Genomic DNA, 23824 nt, shown 5'->3' with positions numbered 1-23824 from the left:
CAAAAACTCACCCTTAAATTATAAACGGCATGGCGAAGAAAGGTAGTGAAAAAAAAATATTCGTACTGGATACATCTGTAATTTTATACTCTCACGATTCTATTATGCATTTTGCAGAACACGACGTGGGAATACCTATAACTGTACTGGAAGAGCTGGACAATTTCAAAAAAGGGAATGACACCATCAATTTTGAAGCTCGTGAGTTTGCCAGGTTAATAGACAAATTGTCTGAAGGCCACATGCTACAAGATTGGATACCTCTCAATGGAAAAACCAAAGGGAGGTTTAAAGTCTTAATGCATTCTAACCCTAAATTGGATGCCGAGAAAATCTTTGACGATAAAAAAAACGACCACAAAATATTAAATGCTGCGCTTAACCTTCACGAAGAGGAAAAAGATAAAAAAGTCATCTTAGTTTCTAAAGACATTAACCTGAGACTGAAAGCCAAGTCGTTGCATCTGAATGCTGAAGATTATGAAACCGGAAAAATAAAAGATGTCAGGTCTTTAGTATCAGGGAAACATGAGTTGAATAGGGTATCTGCTGCTGCCATCAATGACCTTTATAAGGACTTTTCTGTAGAGAAAAAAAGAATTCTGGGTGCCAGAAAACCCATCAACAACTGCTATTACATAGTAAAAAGCGATAAAAACTCTGCTCTGGCATATTACAACCCTCAAACGGATTTGATCGACCATGTGGAGAAAAAAACTGTGTATGGCATCAAACCCAGAAATGCAGAACAAGCATTTGCCATACATGGTATGATGAACCCTGAAGTCAAACTTTTAGCTATTACGGGAGTAGCCGGAACAGGCAAAACTTTATTGGCTTTGGCTTCTGCATTGGAACAAAGAAGAAATTTTAAACAGGTATATTTAGCCCGTCCGATTGTCCCCTTGAGCAACAAAGACATTGGATACCTGCCCGGAGATATCAAATCAAAACTCAATCCATACATGGAACCCCTTTGGGACAACCTCAAGTTTATCCAAAACCAATACAGAGAAACCGATAAGGAATACAGCAGAATTACAGAAATGCTCAACAAAGAAAAGCTAATGATTACTCCATTGGCTTATATCAGAGGACGAAGCTTATCCAATATTTACTTCATTGTGGATGAAGCTCAAAACCTTACGCCACATGAAGTAAAAACGATCATCACCAGAGCCGGAGAAAACACGAAAATCGTCTTTACCGGAGATGTCAATCAAATTGACACTCCTTACTTAGACTCACAAAGTAATGGGCTTTCTTATCTGGTTGACAGGATACAGGGGCAACCTTTGTTCACTCATATTAATTTAGAAAAAGGAGAGCGTTCTGAATTGGCAAATCTGGCCAATGAGTTGCTATAAGTAAAGATTTGAAAAGTCACTTTGTCGTTCATTGTACTCTTCAGAATATTTATTTAGGGGTTTACAACAATAGGTGTGTTGTTTACTCATATTCATATTCAACATTTTTTCATAGAATATAAATGAACGATTTTCAATTTAAACCATTGAAAAGGCAAAAGGTCTAATAGCATACAAAATCAATTTTCACCCAATACATGAAATTCAAATTTCTACTTGCCTTCACTTTTATTATTACTTTTATTCATCTGGAGGGCGATGCACAAAATCAATTTCAAAGAAACAATCTGGTTCCTGATAAAACAAAAATCAATACACTTAAGCAAAAGTTGGAATCCGATCAATCAGAAAGAAAAAAACTGGCAATCGAATTTGCAAAAAAAAATGGATTGGAATCGGGTAAAATATACCGAAATGACAGGGTAATTGAAATTCAAAAAATCACTTCTGAAAATACTCCTCTTTATTATACTACTTTCAATATCAATGCAGCCAAGACCACTGGTGCATCAAGTCTCTGGACAGGAGGTCTTTCAGGTTTAGATTTAAATGGAGAATCAATGACTCTGGGTTTGTGGGATGGAGATGCCGTCAGAACTACTCATCAGGAGTTTGGCGGGAGAGTGACACTGGTAGATGGAATTCGGTTTTCAAGTTCTAATAGTGGAACGGAACATGCCACTCACGTAGCAGGAACGCTGATCGCTGCAGGTGTGTCCGACTCAGCGAAAGGCATGGCATCAGCAGCCTTGCTCCGTGCAAGCGACTGGAATTCTGATGAATCCGAAATGACAGCTTTTGCCGCAGGAGGCTACCTGATATCCAGCCATTCGTATGGATACAGTACGGATTCCAGAGACGGCTGGCCAAATTGGAGGTTTGGCTACTATGATGATACTGCAGAAGCATGGGATGAAATATCCTTTGCCGCACCATACTATTTGATTGTGAAAGCGGCAGGAAACGATGGCAATGATGGTAAAAACACTTCACGAAATGGATATGATTTACTGGAAGGTGCGGGTACTGCAAAAAACGTACTTGTAGTTGGAGCAGTTGATGATGTACTGAACTACACTGGGAGCTCAAGTGTGGAGTTAGCCTATTTCAGTTCTACAGGCCCCACAGATGATGGCAGGATCAAGCCTGACATAGTAGGAAATGGTGTGGATGTGTGGTCTTCATTCAGTGGAGGAAATTCGGATTATGAATCGTTAAGTGGCACTTCCATGGCCACACCCAATGTAGCCGGTTCATTGATTTTATTGCAGCAGCATTACAACAACCTCAATAATGCTTTCATGCGATCTGCCACCCTTAGAGGCTTAGTTATACATTCAGCCAAAGAAGCCGGATCAAATCCCGGACCCGACTACAAATATGGCTGGGGTTTGCTAGACGTAAAAGCAGCCGCAGAAACCATTTCTGAAAATAAAGAATCCACCCTGATAGAGGAGCATACTTTAAATAACGGAGAGTCTTTTCAAAAAATAATAGTGGCAGACGGACTGTCTCCTCTCGTTTTGACAATCTGTTGGACTGATCCAAAAGGAACACCTCTGACAGAAAGCATTACTTCGCAAAACTCTACATCCAAACTGCTTGTCAACGACCTGGATTGCCGGCTTACCTCATCAACTTCCACCTATTCTCCCTGGACATTAAATCCAAATAACCTGAGTGCATCCGCATCCTCAGGAGACAATTCAATTGACAATGTAGAAAAAATTGAGATAAGCAATCCCGCATACGGGGAATACACCATTACAATAAACCACAAAGGTTCTTTGACTAACGGGGCTCAAAATTTCTCTCTTATTGTTTCAGGCATTGTACCATCTTCTTGCAATCCTGTAAAACCAGATAATTTCGCTGCAAATGACATAACCGACCAATCAGCTATTATTTCCTGGGATCCGTTGCTGGGAGTAAACAATTATCAGGGAAGGTACAGAGAAAAGGGTATGATTGACTGGAATAACTTTGAAGCAACAAGCAACAACGCAACATTAACCAACCTGTTGGCAGGTACAATCTATGAAGTAGAAATGCAATCACTATGCTCAACAGTAGATATTTCAGGATTCACTAATCCATTCACATTTCAGACGGAATGTCGTCCGGATGTTCCTGAAAACATTACATACAGCAACATTACTACTTCAAGTATTAAACTAAAATGGGATACGGTTAGAGCCATTCAGTCTTATGACGTCAGGTATAGGGTGATAGGATCAGCCACTTGGCAAACAGAAACTTCAAACATTTCTTCTGTTGCACTCTCAGGTTTAAGTTCCGGGGAAACTTATGAGTTTCAGGTTCAATCCCAATGTTCAGAAAATTCTAATTCAAGTTTTTCAGCATCCGTTGAATTTACTCCATATTGTATTGCGTCAGGAGGATCATCCGAAAATGAATGGATACAACTGGTACAATTTGGTTCTATCAATAATGAAAGTGGAAATAATGGTGGATATGCAGATTTCAGCTCGTGGGTCACTGACCTGCAAAGAGATTCAGAAGTAGAAATAGGCTTGCAAGCCGGACAACTGACTAATTTTCCGAAATACTGGAATGTGTGGATAGATTTCAATCACAACGGACTCTTTACAGACACAGGTGAAAAAGTATTGACCAGCCAGGCAGATGCAGACAACCTGACCTTACATCAATTTAATATACCAGCTAGTGCTCTGCTTGGAGAAACCTTACTCAGAGTTTCGATGAAATATAATCAAGAGTCCGGTTCTTGTGAATCTTATGCTTATGGGGAAACAGAAGACTATACCGTCAATATTCAGGAAGAAATTAGCAATAGTAATTTCACCCCTATCATTGGAAAAACTTCTACCGATATCACATACGACCAGAACCTTACTATTTATCCGAACCCATCTTCAGCAAACATTAGTCTGAACTTAACTTCCGAGCTATCAGGCACAAAGATTTCTATCGTTGATATCAGTGGTAATGTGTTGTTTACCTCGTCGTTCGAAAGTAGAATGATAGTTGACATAAGTGCCTTTAGCAGTGGTGTCTATATCGTTCAGGTAGAGACAACTACAGGCATAGAAGTAAGTCGGTTTATGAAAATATAAGACATCACCCAATACATGGATTGAAGTATCAATGTAGCAAAACTTTATTCTAAAAAATATATTTACCTTTAAAACCAAAAACTATCCGTGTCTTCCAAAACATTATGGCCCAACATTTTTTTTCTTCATACGGAATAAAACTGTGTATTGCATTTATTGCTCTTACAGCCTTATTTTCATGTGCGAAAAATGAAGTGGATGTTACTCCCAATATTGTTTTTATACTAACGGATGATCAGGGATGGGGAGATTTAAGTATCAATGGAAATTCGAATATAAATACTCCTAATATTGATGAATTAGCCCGGCAAGGTACCATTTTCGATAGATTCTATGTGAGCCCAGTATGTTCCCCTACCCGGGCAGAATTGCTGACCGGAAGGTATCATGTCAGAGGTGGGGTGTACAGCACCAGTGCAGGTGGAGAAAGATTGGATTTGGATGAAACTACCATAGCCCAAACCTTCAAACAAGCCGGATATCAAACAGCTGTCATTGGTAAGTGGCACAATGGAATGCAATACCCATACCACCCAAACGGACGTGGCTTTGACGAATTCTATGGCTTTTGCTCAGGTCATTGGGGCAACTATTTCGCTCCCCTTTTAGAACACAATGGACAATTGGTTCAGGGTGAAGGATTTATTATAGATGATTTCACAAACAAAGCCATAACCTTTATTGAAAATAACAAAAGCAATCCTTTCTTCCTATACCTTCCATACAACACGCCACACAGCCCCATGCAGATACCTGATGAATGGTGGCGAAAATATGAGAACAAAGAATTAAAAATGCTTCACCGGAATCCTGAAAAAGAGGATCTTCAGCACACCAGAGCTGCACTTGCTATGTGTGAAAACATAGACTGGAATGTAGGAAGGCTGATCAAAAAACTTGATGAACTAAAACTAACAGAAAACACCATCATCGCTTACCTATCTGACAATGGACCCAATGGATACCGATGGAACGGTAATATGAAAGGCAAAAAAGGATCTACCGATGAAGGCGGGGTAAGGTCTCCTCTCATAGTTCAGTGGAAAGGAAAAATAGATGCTGGAAAAAAAATCACTAAAATTTCCAGTATGTTGGATTTATACCCAACGCTAACCAAGTTGGCCGGAATTAGATTTTCTCCTAAAAAACCTTTGGATGGAAAAAGTCTAAAACCACTACTTATAGAAAATGATTCTGATTGGGAAGACAGATATATTATCAATAATTGGAGAAATAGTACAAGTGTAAGAAGTCAGCGATTCCGATTGGATGCGGAAGACAACCTGTACCACATGATCAAAGATCCGGGTCAAAGCACTGATGTATCTGATCAATATCCCGATATAAAAAAGGAGATGATGAATATCAAAGACCAATGGAAAACTGATGTATTATCCGAACTCCCAAAAAAGGATTTGAGAACCTTTCCTGTTGGCCATCCCGATTTTGAATATACTCAAATACCTGCGCAAGACGGCCAGGCTCATGGCAACATACAAAGGTCGAATCGGTGGCCAAACTGTTCCTATTTTACCAATTGGACGGATGAGAAAGATTATATCTCATGGGACATAGAAGTATTAGAGGAAGGAGATTACGATGCAACTATATACTACACTTGTTCGAAGGAAAATACAGGCTCAACCATTGAACTCATTTTTGATTCAGATACTCTGAAAACCAAAATCACCGAACCGCATGATCCACCATTGATTGGTATGCAATACGATAGACACAAACGAATTGAGTCTTATACGAAAGATTTTAAGCCTCTGAATATGGGTGCTATTCATCTGAATAAAAATACAGGTCAGTTGATATTGCAAGCACCTGATATTCCGGGTAAGGAAGCTTTAGATTTTAGATTACTACTGCTGAAAAAACAAAATTTCACTCCAAAAATTTGATGCAGGCAAGTCGAAACATCAAGGTAAAATACCGACAAACGGTTCTTCCTCATTGCTCTAAAAAGATTTTAATTGACTAAAGTCAATCGAATTCCAAGAATCTTCTAAATATTAACAATTTATTATTTACTTTGGAATCAAAGTATCACCAACCAACCAACTACGATGATAAAGTACAATCCCAAAACGTATGTCTCACACATATTTAGTGTTTACAGCCGTCATGTAATGCGAGCTCTTTTGCCAATGATGGTGTTGGTAGGAGCATTTACTGCGTCGGTAGAATACGTGATGAAGGAAATCATTAAATTAGAATACGAAGGTACTCTTGCTTTTCACTCCATACTAGGGATTATACTTGGCCTGTTTCTAGTTATCAGAACGAATACCGCCTATGATCGCTGGTGGGAAGGCCGTAAGCTTTGGGGTTCTCTGGTCAACAACTGCAGAACCTTGGCCATCAAAATAAGTTCATTCACAACCAACCCAGAGGATAAACATTTCTTTAGAACTCAAATTCCAAATCTGGTCTTTTCGATGAAAGAGCATCTTAGAGGTAGCATTAAGGTAGGAGAAATGGAATTTCCGGATCCAGAAATGAAAAGTGCTGTGATCAAAAGTAAACACCGTCCCAATATGATCAATAGAATAATGTACCAAAGAATTCAACTATTGAGAGACAGAGGTGATTTGAGTCAGGAACAGTTTTTCGTACTGGATAAGGAAATGAAAGCATTTACTGATATTATTGGTGCTTGCGAGCGTATTAAATCAACCCCCATACCTTATTCCTACAGTATGTTTATCAAAAAATTCGTTTTCTTTTACATCAATTCCTTACCCTTTGCACTGGTTTGGCAATTTGGATACTGGGCCGTGCCAATTGTAGTGTCAATTTTCTACTTCCTGTTTAGTATTGAATTAATAGCTGAAGAAATTGAAGACCCCTTTGGTACTGACATCAATGACTTGCCTCTTGATGAATTGGCTGTAAAAATCAAAAATGCGGTGAGAGAGATTATTGATACAGAGAATTATGAATACCCTGTAGTAGCAACAAAATAACCGTTAATACTTTACAACTAATTCAAAAAAACCGGAACACCTGATTTCTACATGCTCCACCTTTGTTGGTTCTGTGCAAAGAATTAACAGAATTCGACAATCCTTTTTAACTCACCTACCGGAAATTGCATTCGGATTTAGCTTGCAGCCTATTATTTTTCACTTATATTTGCCTTACTTATCAAGAAAGACCGAGGGATTGGGCCCTTAGACGTCTTGGCAACATATCCATAGCCGCAATACGGATGTTGTGCCAATTCCCACTCCGACCGTTTCCGGTTGGAAAAAGATAGGTAATCGTCAAGTGATTTCTTAGGTAAGCAAAATTGAGTTCCAAGCTAAACAATTAGATATGGACATTAGAGATATTCTCAAAGAAAGAATATTGATCTTGGATGGTGCAATGGGCACAATGATCCAGCGTCATCAATTAGAAGAAAAGGACTTCAGAAATGAAGAACTAAAAGACCATCCTGTTCCATTGAGAGGCAACAATGATTTGCTGTCTATCACCAGGCCGGATGTAATCAAAGGAATTCATGCAGCATATTTTGAAGCAGGAGCCGATATCGTAGAAACCAATACTTTTGGCAGTACCTGGATCGCTCAGGCAGACTACAAACTGGAAGACTGGGTTTATCGGATCAACTTTGAATCGGCAAAATTGGCAAAAGAAGTTGCTGTAGAATTTAGCACCAATGAACCTGACAAACCCCGGTTTGTAGCAGGATCAATGGGACCTACCAACCGACTGGCATCTATGTCGCCCGACGTAAACGATCCCGGATTCAGAGCGATCAACTTCGATCAACTGAAGCAGGCATTTTCAGATCAGGCAAAAGCCCTACTTGATGGAGGAGCTGACTTATTGCTGGTAGAAACCATCACGGATACTTTAAATGCCAAAGCAGCCTTAATGGCCATCGATGAAATAGCAGAAGAACGTGGAATCAAAATACCAATCATGGTATCAGGAACTATTACTGATGCCAGTGGCAGGATATTGTCCGGACAAAATACAGAAGCCTTTCTTATTTCAATTTCTCATTTGGATTTGCTAAGTGTTGGATTGAATTGTGCCTTGGGAGCCAAAGAATTGAAGCCTTATTTGCATGTGTTATCCAGTAAATCAGAATTCAACATCAGTGCTCACCCAAACGCAGGTTTACCCAACGAATTTGGTGCTTATGATGAAACTCCGGAAGACATGGTAAGTCAAATCAAAGAATTTCTAGATGAAGATTTGATCAACATCATTGGTGGATGCTGTGGCACCACTCCTGATCATATTAAAGCAATAGCAGAATTGGCAGATGGGTATAAGCCTAGAATTGTTCATAGTCAACGGACAACTGTTAACAGCTAACAGAAAGATTGGGTTATAATAAAATAGTATGAGTTTTAAATTTGAAAATTTAAGGGTTTGGAAAGATGCCATTCAGTTGGCAAATGAAATTCATATACTCACATTAGAATGGCCTAAGAGCGAACTCTACATTTTAACGTCTCAAATAAAAAGAGTAGCCGATTCTATTGCTCTTAACATTTCTGAAGGTAGCACAGGTCAATCTAATTCTGAATTTAAAAGGTTCCTTAGATACGCCAATAGATCCGGACTTGAAGTGATTACTTGTCTCTATCTAGCTAAGGGGAGAAATCTTATAAACGAAGAATATTTTCTAAAATACTATAATCAAACCGAAACACTCATTGTAAAAACCCAAGCTCTTATAAAATCGATTAACTAACGTAAATTCGGTTGACTGTCATCAGTTGACCGTTGACTCAAAATAAAATGAACATACACCCCGACTATCCAGGAAAATACAAATACAAATGGCACAATTATGCGCCAATGAAACTCAGCGGATTGGAGCCATTGATTGTCACTCCTGAACTAAATTTCATAAATGTAGGAGAAAGGACGAATGTTACTGGTTCGCGAAAATTTCTTCGGTTGATCAAAGAAGAAAAATTCGAAGATGCACTTGCCATAGCAAGAGATCAGGTAGAGGGAGGCGCACAAATCATCGACGTAAACATGGATGAAGGGATGTTGGACGGAGTTAAAGCCATGACTGATTTTCTGAATCTTATGGCATCTGAACCAGACATTGCAAAAATTCCCGTCATGATTGACAGTTCCAAATGGGAAATCATAGAAGCAGGATTGAAATGTGTGCAGGGAAAATCAGTAGTAAACTCTATTAGTTTAAAAGTAGGCGAAGAAGAATTTATCCGTCAGGCTAAACTCATCAAACAATATGGTGCCGCAACCATCGTCATGGCTTTTGACGAAGATGGACAAGCTGACAATTACCAAAGAAGAATTGAAATCGTTAAGAGAACGTATGATTTGATGGTTGGCCCTAAAATCAATTTCCCTCCACAGGATATTATTTTCGATCTTAATATTTTCCCGGTAGCTACTGGCATGGATGAACACAGGAAGAATGCACTGGATTTTTTCCAGGCTACCCGCTGGGTTAGAGAAAACCTGCCCGCAGCACATGTAAGTGGTGGTGTCAGTAATGTGTCTTTTTCTTTCAGGGGCAACAATCCTGTAAGAGAAGCCATGCACTCTGCTTTCCTGTACCATGCCATTGGTCAGGGAATGGACATGGGAATAGTAAACCCTGCAATGCTTGAGGTGTACGATGACATTCCAAAAGAATTATTGGAAAAAGTGGAAGACGTTTTATTGGACAGACGAGAAGATGCCACTGAAAGACTGCTTGATTTTGCTGAATCGTTTGTAGGAAGTGAAAGGGCCGAAAAGAAAAACGATGAATGGAGAGAGCTCCCGGTAGGAAAAAGGATCGAACATGCGTTGGTCAAAGGAATTGTTGAATTTATTGACGAAGATACTGAAGAAGCACGCCAGCTTTTAGACAAGCCTTTGCACGTCATAGAAGGCCCATTGATGGACGGGATGAATGTGGTTGGAGATCTTTTTGGTGAAGGAAAAATGTTTTTGCCACAGGTAGTGAAAAGTGCCCGTGTAATGAAAAAGGCGGTGGCTTACCTTACACCTTATCTGGAAGCTGAAAAGGCAGAAGGAGCAGCAAAAAATGCCGGAACAGTACTTTTAGCCACAGTGAAAGGTGATGTGCATGATATCGGAAAAAACATAGTTGGTGTGGTGATGGCATGCAACAACTATGAGATCATAGATATGGGTGTGATGGTACCAGGAGAAAAAATACTGGAAAAAGCCCGTGAGGTGAACGCCGATATTATTGGATTAAGTGGCTTGATTACCCCTTCGTTAGATGAAATGGTGGACTTTGCAAAATTACTTGAAAGAGAGAAAGCTCAGTTTCCATTACTGATTGGAGGTGCTACCACTTCCCGGATTCATACTGCAGTAAAAATTGATCCTTGCTATTCCGGACCTGTGGTTTATGTTTTGGATGCATCGAGAAGTGTTCCTGTTGCCGGAGATTTACTGAGTGAAAAGAAAGAGGCATACGTTTCAGGAGTAAAAAAAGAATATCAGGAAGCAAGAGAAAAGCATGCAGGAAGAACAAAAGATAAAAACTACATTCCCTTTGCAGAGGCTCAGGAAAATTGTTTCAAAATAGATTGGGAAACCACACCCATTACAAAACCAAATTTCATAGGAAATAAGACCTATAACAGCTATCCGTTGGAAGAAATCAGAGAATACATCGACTGGACTCCCTTTTTCCAGACATGGATGCTGAAAGGTAAATACCCGAAGATTTTTGATGACAAAATCATTGGAGATGAAGCAAAAAAACTGTTTAATGATGCCAACAAAATGTTGGATCAAATCATTGCCGAAAAAAGCTTAACTGCCAATGGAATTATTGGAATTTATCCTGCCAACAATACTAATGGTGATGACGTAAAAATCACAGATGAAAATGGCAAAGAATTAACCACTTTCCATTTTTTGCGACAGCAGGGTAAGAAAGGAAAAAATATCGCCAATTTATCCCTGGCGGATTTTATCGCTCCGGAATCAAGCAAAAGACAAGATTACATGGGCTTTTTTGCAGTTACTGCTGGTATAGGAATAGAAAAAATATTGGAGAAATACGAAAAAGAGCATGACGATTACCAATCCATCATGGTCAAAGCTATAGCCGATCGTTTAGCCGAGGCGTTTGCTGAACTGATGCATAAAAAGGTAAGAAAAGAAATTTGGGGATATACTCCTGAAGAAACAATGGATAATCAGGAATTGATCTCTGAAAAGTACAAGGGCATCCGTCCGGCACCAGGATACCCTGCCTGCCCGGATCATACGGAAAAGCCCTTATTGTTTGATTTGCTAAATGTAGAAAAGGAAACTGGCATAATATTAACAGAATCCAATGCCATGTACCCGGCTGCTGCAGTTAGTGGTTTCTATTTTGCCAATGAAAATTCCAAATACTTCGGACTTGGAAAAATAGAAAAAGATCAGGTAATAGATTATGCCAAACGAAAAAATATGACTTTAGAAGAGGCTGAAAGGTGGTTATCACCTAATTTGGCGTACAACTAAGAGTGTTTCAGTACTATGTTGTATAGTGTTATAGTTTAAATGTTGAATTGTAATGGCAAAAATTGAAAAATTTGAAGACCTAGATTGTTGGAAAGAATCCAGGATTTTAGTCAAAAACATATATTCCAATCTCAATCAAAACAATTTAATAGACTATGATACAAAGAGTCAATTGAGAAGAGCTTCATTGTCAATAATGAATAATATTGCAGAAGGATTTGGAAGATATAGTAACAAAGAATTTATAAGGTTTTTAGAATACTCAAGCAGTTCTGCCGCTGAAGTAAAAAGTATGATTTATGTTTTGGAGGACTTAAACTATTCTGATGCTAAATATTTGAAAGAAATTCACGATCAGATAGACAAGACCAGAAAACTAGTCCTTGGACTTATCCGCTACCTGAAAAACAGGAAATTAGATTAAAACCAAAACACTATAATACTGAAGAACTACAACACCAATTACGAATGAAAGTAACCGAACATATAAAAAACGCTAAGGGCAACACTCTTTTTTCACTGGAGATTATCCCTCCAAAAAAAGGAGAGCACATAGACGGTATTTATAACCACATCGACCCATTAATGGAATTTAAGCCTCCATTTATAGATGTAACCTATCACAGGGAAGAATATATTTTCAAAAAGCATCCAAACGGGCTTTTGGAAAAGAAAACAACCAGAAAACGTCCTGGAACTGTAGGTATATGTGCTGCCCTGATGAATCGCTACAAGATTGATACAGTACCACACATTATATGTGGTGGGTTCACCAAAGAAGAAACTGAAAATGCACTGATAGACCTAAACTTTCTGGGTATTGACAATGTATTGGTGCTACGTGGAGATGCAATCAAGTCCGACGGTAAATTTATTCCTACACCCGGAGGCAACCAATATGCCACCGAGCTTTTGGAACAGGTGAACAATATGAACCACGGCAGGTACCTGGACGAAAGCCTTGAAAATGCATTCCCAACAAATTTTTGCATCGGAGTAGCAGGCTACCCGGAAAAACATTTTGAAGCTCCCAATCTGAATACAGATTTGAAATACCTCAAAGACAAGGTAGATGGTGGTGCACAATATATTGTAACTCAAATGTTTTTTGACAATCAAAAATTCTTTGAGTTTGTGGAAAAATGTAAAGAAATGGGAATCAATGTACCAATCATTCCGGGATTGAAACCAATCACTACTAAAAGTCAGGCAACTGTGCTACCCAGTATTTTCCATATCGATTTACCAGACGACTTGGCCAATGCACTGCACAAATGCAAAGACAATACGGAAGCCAAACAAATCGGTATTGAATGGGGTATCCAACAATCTAAAGAACTGAAAGCTAGTGGGGTTCCAGTTTTACACTATTACTCTATGGGGAAATCAACCAGTGTTCAGAAAATCGCTGAAGGAGTGTTTTAGTATTACCTAATCAATACCTTCTGTTTGTATAAGTTAGATTCTGCTTCTAAGCTGGCTATGTATATTCCACTTGGGAGAGCATCAAACATTACCTTACTCACTCCTTGATCGAACTGTACGTTCTTATTGAGTATGGATTTACCATTGATATCAAATAATTGAAAACTGGCATCTTGGAGGGAGAACTTTCCAAAATAAATAGTACCAGAAGTTTGCGTAAAATATGTGGTGAATTCTAATATCTCTGTTTCTCTATTTACAGAAGTGACTATTTGAGGTGCTTCGATTATTTCATCACAACTCAACCCGAAAAAGAACGCTTTTGACCATAAATAATTCAAATACTTTGGCTGGTCTTGTTCAGCTTCAACTTTGAGCACTACCTTATAATATTGTTGAGATGCATTCTTTGAGTCATAAGTAAATTTCAGTTCATGCAAAGGTTTTAATATATCAAAATTATAATCATCTATAGGAACATCATTAATCATTACCCCCTCGGCATCTGTATATAAATCTACTTTCATATTCGTCTGCCCTTCCACGAGAAACGATTCTTCTATTATTTCCCCATCAGCATAACATTGGTTTTCCGGAATAACAATAGAAGGTTTTATTATATCACCGGGTTCTACAATCATTTGAAAATCAAAGTACATCCGACTCATCTTATACCTCTTTCCTTCCACCTTTCTCCATTCCTCAATGATTATGACGGTATTGTATTCACCAGCTAAACCAGGCGCATCCCATATCAAATCCCCTGTTATATGATCAATTTCAAAAATTGGTTTCCCATCTTGACTCTCATTCCCTTTTGAAAATGTATTAGGATAAAACGATGGATCAACAGGGTCTCTGTACTCGTCAACATACCTGTCTCTGGATTGTCTTGGCACTCCTAATTTGAAAGATATGCTATCTCCTTCAAGGTCAAAAGCGGCTATGTTAAAATGCCCACTCTGTCCTGATATCCACTGCGGTATTTCGACATTTTCAATATACGGTAGATTATTTGAGCCTAAAAATGGATCGATAACGACTGTAGATTCTATATAAAAAGGTGTATCTACAGAGTTGGACATGTTTAATATTCCAGCATTCCTATTGCGTTCATTAAATCTAACTATGTAAGAACCAGAAGAACTAAACGTATGAATAATTTCCAATATATTCAAGCTAACTCGACCTTCAGCATCAATAACTTCCGTCCTAATGAAAGGATCTACTCCGGCATCAAGATTAATTACTGTTCCATCTCCAAAATCAATATTTCCACCTCCAAATGGTACTGAAGAACCTGTATCACCCAGCAAGGTTACAATAAGTTTATAGCTTAGAGATGTATTATAAATCCTTTCTGCTGTTATATAGCCACACTTAATATGCGTAGCATTAAGTGTAAACACTTGCAAAAAACCGAAAACAAAACCCAGGTATAAAAACTTTTTCATATACAGTGCTTTTGATGCCATAATTACAATTCAAAAAATATAACACCTTAAAAACTACGTCTTTTATTATGCAATTCGGGATTAAAACCTAGATTTATCCTATGAAACTCATAGAATGTCCTCGGGATGCCATGCAAGGTCTGAAGGAATTTATTCCTACAAACCTCAAAATCGAATACATCAACAAACTATTGAAAGTAGGATTTGACACGATAGATTTTGGTAGTTTCGTCTCACCTAAGGCCATCCCACAGATGAGTGATACCATTGAAGTGCTAAATGGGCTGGAATTGTCTAGATCAGATACAAAGTTGCTAGCAATTGTAGCCAATGTAAGGGGTGCTAAGGAAGCTTCCATATTTGAAGAAATATCATACCTAGGCTTCCCTTTATCTCTATCCGAAACATTTCAGCAAAACAACACCAACAAATCAATTGCTGAAGCTTTTGATGGTATTAGTGACATTCAGGACATCTGCCAAAAGTCTGGCAAAACACTTGTCACTTACATCTCCATGGGATTTGGAAATCCTTATGGCGATCCGTATGAAACGGACTTTGCAGCACAGTTTGTGGCAAATTTGGAAGAAAAAGGTGTTTCAATAATTTCACTTGCCGATACAGTAGGCCTGTCCAATCCGGCAAACATTCAGTCGTTGTTCAAAACGATTGCTGCTCAGTTTCCAAAAATCGAATTTGGAGTTCACTTACATTCTGATTTGGATTCTTCTATTGAAAAAATTGATGCTGCCTACAAGTCAGGCTGTAGAAGGTTTGATGGAGCACTTAATGGATTTGGAGGTTGCCCGATGGCTAAGGATGAGCTTGTTGGTAATATTGCTACTGAAAAAATAATCCACTACCTGGCCAAGTTTGACAATCAACTTGGAATAGATTTCAAAGCATTAGATGATGCGCTCAACTTTGCGCCACAGGTGTTTTTGGGGAAATAAATTCCCAGACAGATGACATCAACTCAGTTTATACTTTTTGCCAGGTAAAGATCTTACCAGACCATCAAACTCCAAATTCAACAAAATACTTACAGCCTGATTGATTGGCACCTGGCTTTTCCAGCACAACTCATCCAATTGCAACCCATCCCTAAATTCAAGCAAAACTTCTATTACCTTTCTGGTGTCACCATCAAATTGATCTATATTCAATACCGGCTTAGAATCTACTCTCTCCTCTTTGTCCCAATTCAACAAATATTCTAAATCTGATATACCTGAATAGATATTGGCTTTTTGTTTAGAAATAAGTTTATTACAACCTTCAGAATACTTATGATCAATATCACCAGGCACTGCAAATACATCTCTGTTGTACGAATAAGCTATTTCTCCTGTAATCAGTGCACCTCCTTTTTCTGCAGCCTCTACCACAACTATAGCATCAGACATGCCAGCTATGATTCTGTTCCTTGCCGGAAAAAAATGAGCTTCCGGAGTAGTACCCAAAAATTTCTCAGACACAATGGCTCCATTTTCCATCAAATCGGCAACATATTTTTTATGTACTACAGGATATATTTTATCCAAACCACCAGCCAATACTGCTACTGTTGGCAAGTTGTTGTCCAATGCAGCCCGATGCGCCGTAATATCAATGCCATAAGCCAATCCACTTACAATAATAGCATCATGAGGAACCAGATCTTTAACTATTGATTCCGTCACGGACTTTCCATATTCTGTAGCTTTTCTTGTACCTACTATCCCTACAACTTTTTGTTTGTTAAAATCAATGTTACCCTTTGAAAACAAAATGATAGGTGAATCATTCACTAATTTCAATCTGGAAGGATAACCGGGATCGGTATAAAACAATAGGTGAACATTAGACGTCAGGCATTTCTCTATTTCCTTTTCCGCACTATGCAGCACTTTAGAAGACAAAATTGATTCAATTGTCTTTACTCCTATTCCCGGAATTTTCTGAAGTTTTGCTTTAGGATTGTTGAATATAGCTTTGGCAGAACCGCAATAGCTGATGAGTTGTTTGGCATTAACATCTCCAATGCCATGAATAAATTTTAGTGCTACCTGATAAAGCTTTTCATCATTCATCGACCAATGAAAATATGAGAAATATAAAAGTGAGGGCTAATTTTTCTGTAGCTCTTGTTTCATTTTTTGAAGAAATGCCCTGATGTTTTTCAAAGAGTCCAACATGTCAATTTTCCCTACTGCCGCATTTACATCACTCTTGATAAATTCTCTTGCGCCATTAAGGGTGTAGCCTTTTTCTTTTACCAAGTGATAAATAAGCTTCACATTTTTTACATCCTCCTTAGTGAATTGCCTGTTCCCTTTTCTGTTCTTTTTTGGCTTGATGATGTCGAACTCACTCTCCCAAAACCTAATCAGGGAGGTGGCTACACCAAGGTCATCGGCTACTTCGCCAATGGTGTAATATCTCTTCTCTATTTCTTTTTCTTTGTACGGCACAATTCTAGTTGTCAATATAATTAATAAAACCGGAATCATCAATCATTAAATTAATTTCCGGGAAATCTTTTTTCGTTAGCTCCTGAATTTTCTTAATTACAGATTTATTTGGGTCAACTTTTGGTCCTCCGGCACCCAGCTGTCTTATAGGTATTACCTCTCCTTTAAGGAATTTTCCCTCATGGTTGGTATATACTTTCACTATTGGAGCTATCCCGTTTACCCCCTTTAAGTTAAACCGCCCGTAAGTACAGAAATTACCAAGACTATATATAATAAACCTGTCTTTATACAAATCCATTGCTCTGGTTACATGCGGTCCATGGCCAAAAACTACATCAGCACCAGCATCAATCATTGTATGAGCAAACTCATAGACATTTCCCCTGTTTTCACCATAAAAGGTTTCTGTCTGACGGAGCACATGTTCGTACTTGCTCCCTTCAGCTCCTCCGTGAAAAGATACAATTACAATGTCCACAATGGAGTCTAGGTGAGTAACTATCTCTTTAGCTCTTTCTACATTATGAATGCTGACCGTTCCTCTATTGGGAGAAAAGGCCACCATACCATACCTCATCCCATTTCGCTTGAAAGTCACGAAAGGTGCAGTAAGCTGACCAGCGTGACTTATATTCAGTGAATCCAAAGAAGCCATAGTATTTTTTCTACCCAATTCCCCAAAATCACCTGCATGGTTGTTAGCCAGACTCATTACATCAAATCCCGACTCTGTCAAATTAGACAAATAAGACTCTGGAGTTCTAAACAAATAGCAAACTTTAGGATTTTTGCATTCCTTTTGCTCACCTCCTTCATCAAGGATCACACCTTCCAAATTACCAAAAGTAACATCAGCATTCTTCAACGTATCCCTCACCTCTGCCCACAAATCCCTTCCGTTGTTTCCCGGCAGGTAATGCTCTTCCGGAAAATTTGTCCCCATCATTATATCCCCAACACCAATGATAGAAACCGTATCTTTATATACCCGGCTTATTTCTATTTCCACCTCTTCATCCAGAGAATATAATGTATCATTCTCCTGAGTAATATAGAATACTGGTGTCGTTGATGTAGTATCTATCGGTTCCTTTTTCACTTCTACAGGAACACTTGTCACGGAGGTTATTTTTTGTTGCTGCTTACAGCCAACAACAAATACCCCGGTAGCTACTGCCACAAAACATAGAACTTTAGATTTCACATTCAAAATTATGGCCTATCTGAAAATTGCATGACTAAAAATGCTATTAGTTATCCACATAAGGTCAACAATAACATTTTGGACAAAAAAAAACCATGACAAGTCATGGCTTTCATTACCTTTTTTCTGTTATTGCTAATAAGAACCTAATGCCTGATTCTCAATAGAAGCCAATCTTAGAATTTCTTCATATTCATCGGGAGACAATTCCTGACCAAAATAATGAACAGGGTTTAACTTATCACCATCTTTTATCACTTCGTAATGCAAATGAGGGGCTGTAGAACGACCTGAATCACCAACATCACCTATACGCTCACCTCTTTTTACAACTTGACCTTTTTTCACATTGAACGCACTTAGGTGGGCATATTTAGTTACAAAATCAAATCCATGATCTATTTCGATCTCCCATCCATACCCTCCAAATTTTTTCTGAACTTTAATTACTTTTCCATCTCCGGTAGCATATACAGGTGTTCCTTTGGGAGCAGAAAAATCCAAACCATAATGCATTTTAGGAAGCCCGCTAAATGGATCAGGCCTTCTTCCATAGCCGGAAGCCACCTTCTTTAAGTCTTTATTTGCCACCGGCTGAATCGCCGGAATAGACGCTAAAAACAGTTCTTTATTTTTTGCCAGGTCTATCAACTCATCATAAGACTTGGTCTGGATATACATTTTCTTTTTCAGCTTATCTATTTTCTGATAAGTATCCAAAATCAATTCTTCTCGCTCCACACCACTATCCATTAACTCCTTGTACCTGTTGGTTCCTCCAACCCCTGCATTTCTAATAGAAGAGGAAATAGGCTCAGCCTCAAATATTACCCTATATACATTGTCATCTCTTTCTTGCAAAGACGCCAGCATTTCATTGGCATGATCCATTTCTTTGGTCAAAAGATCATAGTAAAAATTCAATTCTTCATTCTCTTTCTCCAATTGTGCCACTATTGGCGACTTGAAATATTTATTGGAAACAAAGAAAATTCCTACCGCCAGTATCAGCGCAATGCAGAAAAAACCAAGAAGGTTTAGGATGATATCACCAGTGGATACCTTGACACGCTCATACTTACAAGATTCTGTGTCGTAATAGTACTTTATTCTAGCCATATTAATTTAGAAAATCCTAACTTTGCGTTTTCTTTTTTGCAATAAAAAATATACGTTGATTTGTTACAGCTGATTAAAATTAAAGCTGCAAAATAAAACATTTTTCTATTAATTAAAAGAATAAAAATACAACTAACTGAATTACAATAAGTTACATGACTTCTAAGGAGATAAGAGAAAAGTTTCTTGATTTTTTTAAAAACAAAGGACACGAGATCGTAGCATCCGCCCCTCTGGTGGTAAATAATGACCCTACATTGATGTTTACCAATGCCGGAATGAATCAGTTTAAAGACTATTTCCTAGGCAATGGAGAACCTTCATCGAATAGAATAGCAGATACTCAAAAATGCCTCAGGGTGTCAGGTAAACACAATGATCTGGAAGAAGTAGGTCACGATACTTACCACCATACTATGTTCGAAATGCTGGGTAACTGGTCATTTGGTGACCCTGTCCGTCCGGCAGGCGGGTATTTCAAAAAAGAAGCCATAGAGTGGGCATGGGAACTTTTAACTGAAGTGTACAAACTTCCGGCAGATCGGATGTATGTATCGGTTTTTGAAGGAGACGCAAAAGATGGGCTGGAACTGGATCAGGAAGCATACGACTACTGGAAGAAAATAATCCCCGAAGACAGAATCATTAACGGATCGAAGAAAGATAATTTCTGGGAAATGGGAGAAACAGGCCCTTGTGGACCTTGTTCAGAAATTCATATCGATCTAAGGTCGGTAGAGGATGTAGCCAAAACACCCGGCAAAAATCTGGTAAATCAGGATCACCCTCTGGTGGTAGAGATTTGGAATCTGGTATTCATGCAATTCAACAGATTGGCTGATGGGTCTTTAGAAAGCCTCCCTGCAAAACATGTAGATACAGGCATGGGTTTTGAACGTCTGGCAATGGCAGTTCAGCAAAAACAATCGAACTACGATACCGATGTGTTTACACCATTAATTGATTTCATTGCGAAAGAATCAAATAAACCTTACGGGCAAAACGAAAAAACAGATATTGCAATCCGTGTGATTTCAGACCATATCAGGGCTATATCTTTTGCTATTGCCGATGGCCAGCTACCATCCAACAACAAAGCCGGCTATGTGATCAGAAGAATCCTGAGAAGAGCTGTAAGATACGGCTATACATTCCTTGGAATAACAGAACCATTTCTTTACAAATTGCTACCAACACTGAGTAGGCAATTTGAGGACGTATTTCCGGAGTTGAAATCTCAGGAAGATTTTATTGCCAAGGTAATCCGGGAAGAGGAAGTTTCCTTTTTAAGAACGTTGGAAAAAGGATTGGTGAAACTTGATGCCATCAAAAAAGAACTTAATGGGAAATCTGACACTATAGACGGTAAAATAGCTTTTGAATTGTACGACACTTACGGATTTCCTTATGACCTCACTGCGCTAATCGCCTCTGAAAACAACCTCAAAGTAGATGAATCTGCTTTCAAAGCCGAAATGAAAGTCCAAAAAACGAGATCCAAAAAAGCAGCAGAGGTATCTACAGGCGATTGGATAACATTAAAAGAAGTGGACAAAGTGAAATTTTTGGGCTATGATGAATTAGAAGCAAACGCAGAAATTGTTAAATACCGTCAGATAGAAGAAAAAGGCAAAAAGCTGTACCAAATCGTATTGGATCAAACTCCTTTTTATGCAGAGAGTGGTGGACAGGTTGGGGATATTGGCTATCTGGAAGCAGACGGTCAAAAAGTAAGCGTGCTAGACACCAAAAAAGAAAATGATCTGATCATTCATATCACCGCTGATTTACCTGCAAATCTTAACACCAATTTCAAATGTGTGATAAACACCAAAAAAAGAGCACTAACTGAAAACAACCATAGTGCTACTCACCTGCTGCATGCCGCTTTGCGCCAAGTACTTGGAACACACGTACAGCAAAAAGGCTCATTGGTAAATGAAAAAGTACTCCGGTTCGACTTTTCTCATTTTTCAAAAATGACCAATGAAGAAATAAGAGAAGTTGAGCAGATTGTAAACAGGAAAATAAGAGAAAACATTTCATTAGATGAAAAAAGAAATGTGCCAATAGAAGAGGCCAAAAGTTTGGGTGCAATGGCTCTTTTTGGTGAAAAATATGGTGATTTCGTGAGGGTAATTACTTTCGACAGAAACTACTCTGTAGAACTGTGCGGCGGAACTCACGTACCAGCCACCGGAAATATTGGGTATTTCAAAATAACTTCTGAAGGATCTGTAGCTGCCGGAGTAAGGAGGATAGAAGCGGTGACTTCTGAAAAAGCGGAGCAATTGATAGAAAGCAACCTTTCATTAATAAGCGAGGTAAATACGATACTAAACAATCCAAAGGATACAGTAAAAGCATTGGAAACACTGATTTCTGAAAAAAATCAACTTCAAAAGGAAATAGAAACGATCAACTTGGAAAAAGCCGGAAAGGAAAAAGACAACTTACTCCGAGCCGTTAATTCCGTAAATGGTTACAACTTGTTGGTTGCTGAAACTACCTTGCCTGATGCAGAAGCTTTAAAGAAAATTTCATTCGAACTGAAAAATGAAATTGATAACCTGATTATGGTCTTAGCAGCGAATATAGCTGGCAAACCCCAGATAGCTGTTATGATTTCTGAAGAAATAGTGAAATCTTTGAACATTCATGCTGGCAACATTGTTAAAGAATTGGCAAAAGAGATCAAAGGTGGTGGTGGCGGACAGCCGTTCTTTGCTACTGCTGGTGGCCAGGATATCACAGGGTTATCAAAAGTAGTAGAAAAGGCGAATGAATTAACGTTACAATTTGTCAAGTCATAACATTATTAAAGGAACAAACTAAATCAATATAAAGTGAAGAAGTTATCTCATCTATTAGTATCCGTTGTTGTTTTGTTTTCATGCGAAAGCAAAAAAGTGGAAAACGGCATAGTTCTGTCCGGTGAAATTGCCAACCCAGTTGAGGGAGGGCTTATAAAACTGGAACTGGTAAAGAATGACGAGCTCACTGTTACCGATTCTTTCAAATTGGATGACACCAACAAATTCATGAGAACTGTCGCAATTGATGAACCTGCATTCTACAGGCTCAATCTATATGGTAGGAAATATGTAAACCTTATCCTAAACGATACAGATGTAAAAGTAAAGGCGGATGTCAATGACAGGAATGCCCCTCCGGTAATTGAGGGATCACCCGATACCGATTACATCATGTCATTGGTGAAAATACAAGAGAACTTTCAGAGGTCAGTTAATAAATTGAACTCCACTTTCATGCAGGCAAGAAACAATGCAGATGAAGCCAGTATCAAAAAAATACAGGATGCCTACATGGAGCAAAAAAAAGAAAGTGACAAATTGATAAAAGAGAAAATATGGAATATGGGCAGTTCCATCTCAGGTATTCTTGCTTTACAATTTCTCCCTATCGAAGAGCACTTTACTTTTTACGACAGTGTTGCTACTAAATACAAAGAGATCCTTCCTAATTCCTCATACACAAAAAACCTGGTGGTTCAGGTTGACAACCTGAGAAAACTGGCAATAGGTTCTCCTGCTCCGGAGATAAGCCTACCAAATCCTGACGGAGAAATCGTATCGCTGAGTTCTTTCAAAGGAAAATACGTAATGATCGACTTTTGGGCAGCCTGGTGCAGGCCCTGCCGCATGGAAAACCCCAATGTAGTTCGCCTCTATGAGCAATACAACAAAGATGGCTTTGAAGTATTTAGCGTATCACTGGACAGAACCAAAGATGCGTGGGTAAAGGCCATAGAAGATGATGGGCTGAAATGGACTCATGTGTCTGACCTAAAGTATTTCCAATCTGAAGCAGCAGCTACTTACAGCATTCAGGCTATTCCGGCTACTTATTTGATCGATCCAGATGGCAATATTTTAGCAAAAAATTTGAGAGGTGAAGAATTGGCAGCTAAACTGAAGGAGATTTTTGGGTAACTTAAAAATTCATCCCAACCAAAAAGGGTTGCCTCAAATGAAGCAACCCTTTTTGGTTTGTCATCCTCTTAAAACTTCTTACGTTCCTCCCAATCTTTCATTGCCCTCTGATAGCTTTTTTCACTAGGAGTCTGTCGGACTTAATAAACCACCCAATTATTTATATCTTGGGGCATGATATCATTTATTGGAGCGGATAGAGAACAAGTTTCTTTTATGCCACATGACCTTAACGATTGGCTACCTGAAGATCACTTGGC

The 23824-nt window shown here is 38.6% G+C and carries 17 protein-coding genes and 1 riboswitch; of the genes, 12 read left to right on the top strand and 5 right to left on the bottom strand.

The window, feature by feature from the left end:
* Positions 1–29: 29 nt before the first annotated feature.
* From AAOP42_RS05585 to metF, 9 genes are all read left to right on the top strand, one after another.
* Positions 30–1367 (top strand): PhoH family protein, encoded by a 1338-nt coding sequence (locus AAOP42_RS05585; protein WP_349527480.1) that lies wholly within the window; start codon positions 30–32, stop codon positions 1365–1367.
* Between the two features lie 197 nt (positions 1368–1564).
* On the top strand, positions 1565–4465 hold the full coding sequence (locus tag AAOP42_RS05580; RefSeq protein ID WP_349527479.1) for a S8 family serine peptidase: 2901 nt from the start codon (positions 1565–1567) through the stop codon (positions 4463–4465).
* A gap of 104 nt (positions 4466–4569) precedes the next feature.
* On the top strand, positions 4570–6372 hold the full coding sequence (locus AAOP42_RS05575) for an arylsulfatase (RefSeq protein ID WP_349527478.1): 1803 nt from the start codon (positions 4570–4572) through the stop codon (positions 6370–6372).
* A 165-nt stretch (positions 6373–6537) separates the two neighbouring features.
* Complete coding sequence (locus tag AAOP42_RS05570; RefSeq protein ID WP_349527477.1) at positions 6538–7437, top strand: bestrophin family protein; 900 nt, start codon at positions 6538–6540, stop codon at positions 7435–7437.
* 175 nt (positions 7438–7612) lie between these two features.
* A riboswitch (SAM riboswitch) is annotated at positions 7613–7733 on the top strand.
* 56 nt (positions 7734–7789) lie between these two features.
* A complete protein-coding gene (locus AAOP42_RS05565) occupies positions 7790–8803 on the top strand; it encodes a homocysteine S-methyltransferase family protein (RefSeq protein WP_349527476.1) in 1014 nt (337 codons plus the stop codon).
* Between the two features lie 28 nt (positions 8804–8831).
* The gene (locus AAOP42_RS05560) at positions 8832–9185 is read left to right on the top strand and encodes a four helix bundle protein (RefSeq protein ID WP_349527475.1); all 354 of its coding nucleotides are present in this window, start codon (positions 8832–8834) and stop codon (positions 9183–9185) included.
* A gap of 47 nt (positions 9186–9232) precedes the next feature.
* Positions 9233–11953, top strand: a complete 2721-nt coding sequence (gene metH / locus AAOP42_RS05555) for a methionine synthase (protein WP_349527474.1) — start codon at positions 9233–9235, stop codon at positions 11951–11953.
* A gap of 52 nt (positions 11954–12005) precedes the next feature.
* Positions 12006–12377 carry a four helix bundle protein gene (locus tag AAOP42_RS05550; protein ID WP_349527473.1) on the top strand — a complete coding sequence of 124 codons (372 nt, stop codon included), beginning with the start codon at positions 12006–12008 and terminating at the stop codon, positions 12375–12377.
* Between the two features lie 44 nt (positions 12378–12421).
* A complete protein-coding gene (gene metF, locus AAOP42_RS05545; RefSeq protein ID WP_349527472.1) occupies positions 12422–13378 on the top strand; it encodes a methylenetetrahydrofolate reductase [NAD(P)H] in 957 nt (318 codons plus the stop codon).
* 2 nt (positions 13379–13380) lie between these two features.
* Here the strand turns inward: metF and AAOP42_RS05540 are convergent, their stop codons facing one another.
* Positions 13381–14832 carry a T9SS type A sorting domain-containing protein gene (locus AAOP42_RS05540; RefSeq protein ID WP_349527471.1) on the bottom strand — a complete coding sequence of 484 codons (1452 nt, stop codon included), beginning with the start codon at positions 14830–14832 and terminating at the stop codon, positions 13381–13383.
* A 101-nt stretch (positions 14833–14933) separates the two neighbouring features.
* On the opposite strand from AAOP42_RS05540, the gene AAOP42_RS05535 reads away from it, so the two are divergent.
* Positions 14934–15785, top strand: coding sequence for a hydroxymethylglutaryl-CoA lyase (locus AAOP42_RS05535; protein WP_349527470.1), 852 nt, complete (start codon positions 14934–14936; stop codon positions 15783–15785).
* Positions 15786–15803: 18 nt separating this feature from the next.
* Here AAOP42_RS05535 and dprA read toward each other — a convergent pair whose 3' ends face one another.
* From dprA to AAOP42_RS05515, 4 genes are all read right to left on the bottom strand, one after another.
* A complete protein-coding gene (gene dprA / locus AAOP42_RS05530) occupies positions 15804–16904 on the bottom strand; it encodes a DNA-processing protein DprA (RefSeq protein ID WP_349527469.1) in 1101 nt (366 codons plus the stop codon).
* Between the two features lie 36 nt (positions 16905–16940).
* The gene (locus tag AAOP42_RS05525) at positions 16941–17285 is read right to left on the bottom strand and encodes a MerR family transcriptional regulator (RefSeq protein ID WP_349527468.1); all 345 of its coding nucleotides are present in this window, start codon (positions 17283–17285) and stop codon (positions 16941–16943) included.
* Positions 17286–17289: 4 nt separating this feature from the next.
* A complete protein-coding gene (locus AAOP42_RS05520) occupies positions 17290–18492 on the bottom strand; it encodes a CapA family protein (RefSeq protein ID WP_349527467.1) in 1203 nt (400 codons plus the stop codon).
* 135 nt (positions 18493–18627) lie between these two features.
* Positions 18628–19611 carry a M23 family metallopeptidase gene (locus AAOP42_RS05515; protein WP_349527466.1) on the bottom strand — a complete coding sequence of 328 codons (984 nt, stop codon included), beginning with the start codon at positions 19609–19611 and terminating at the stop codon, positions 18628–18630.
* A 155-nt stretch (positions 19612–19766) separates the two neighbouring features.
* On the opposite strand from AAOP42_RS05515, the gene alaS reads away from it, so the two are divergent.
* Both alaS and AAOP42_RS05505 read left to right on the top strand, forming a co-directional pair.
* On the top strand, positions 19767–22424 hold the full coding sequence (gene alaS, locus AAOP42_RS05510) for an alanine--tRNA ligase (RefSeq protein WP_349527465.1): 2658 nt from the start codon (positions 19767–19769) through the stop codon (positions 22422–22424).
* Between the two features lie 33 nt (positions 22425–22457).
* Positions 22458–23564, top strand: a complete 1107-nt coding sequence (locus AAOP42_RS05505) for a peroxiredoxin family protein (protein WP_349527464.1) — start codon at positions 22458–22460, stop codon at positions 23562–23564.
* Positions 23565–23824 lie beyond the last annotated feature (260 nt).

The organism is Reichenbachiella sp. MALMAid0571 (genome assembly GCF_040151475.1).
Lineage (GTDB): Bacteria > Bacteroidota > Bacteroidia > Cytophagales > Cyclobacteriaceae > CAXBNB01.
The sequence above is the reverse complement of the archived record's forward strand: the minus strand, read 5'-3'. Positions and strand labels throughout refer to the sequence as shown.

Coding starts and splice junctions, on each gene's coding strand:
- AAOP42_RS05570 (WP_349527477.1), top strand. CDS start 6,538: ATGATAAAGTACAATCCCAAAACGTATGTCTCACACATATTTAGTGTT.
- AAOP42_RS05580 (WP_349527479.1), top strand. CDS start 1,565: ATGAAATTCAAATTTCTACTTGCCTTCACTTTTATTATTACTTTTATT.
- AAOP42_RS05535 (WP_349527470.1), top strand. CDS start 14,934: ATGAAACTCATAGAATGTCCTCGGGATGCCATGCAAGGTCTGAAGGAA.
- dprA (WP_349527469.1), bottom strand. CDS start 16,904: ATGAATGATGAAAAGCTTTATCAGGTAGCACTAAAATTTATTCATGGC.
- AAOP42_RS05540 (WP_349527471.1), bottom strand. CDS start 14,832: ATGAAAAAGTTTTTATACCTGGGTTTTGTTTTCGGTTTTTTGCAAGTG.
- AAOP42_RS05585 (WP_349527480.1), top strand. CDS start 30: ATGGCGAAGAAAGGTAGTGAAAAAAAAATATTCGTACTGGATACATCT.
- alaS (WP_349527465.1), top strand. CDS start 19,767: ATGACTTCTAAGGAGATAAGAGAAAAGTTTCTTGATTTTTTTAAAAAC.
- AAOP42_RS05515 (WP_349527466.1), bottom strand. CDS start 19,611: ATGGCTAGAATAAAGTACTATTACGACACAGAATCTTGTAAGTATGAG.
- AAOP42_RS05560 (WP_349527475.1), top strand. CDS start 8,832: ATGAGTTTTAAATTTGAAAATTTAAGGGTTTGGAAAGATGCCATTCAG.
- AAOP42_RS05550 (WP_349527473.1), top strand. CDS start 12,006: ATGGCAAAAATTGAAAAATTTGAAGACCTAGATTGTTGGAAAGAATCC.
- metH (WP_349527474.1), top strand. CDS start 9,233: ATGAACATACACCCCGACTATCCAGGAAAATACAAATACAAATGGCAC.
- AAOP42_RS05575 (WP_349527478.1), top strand. CDS start 4,570: ATGGCCCAACATTTTTTTTCTTCATACGGAATAAAACTGTGTATTGCA.
- metF (WP_349527472.1), top strand. CDS start 12,422: ATGAAAGTAACCGAACATATAAAAAACGCTAAGGGCAACACTCTTTTT.
- AAOP42_RS05565 (WP_349527476.1), top strand. CDS start 7,790: ATGGACATTAGAGATATTCTCAAAGAAAGAATATTGATCTTGGATGGT.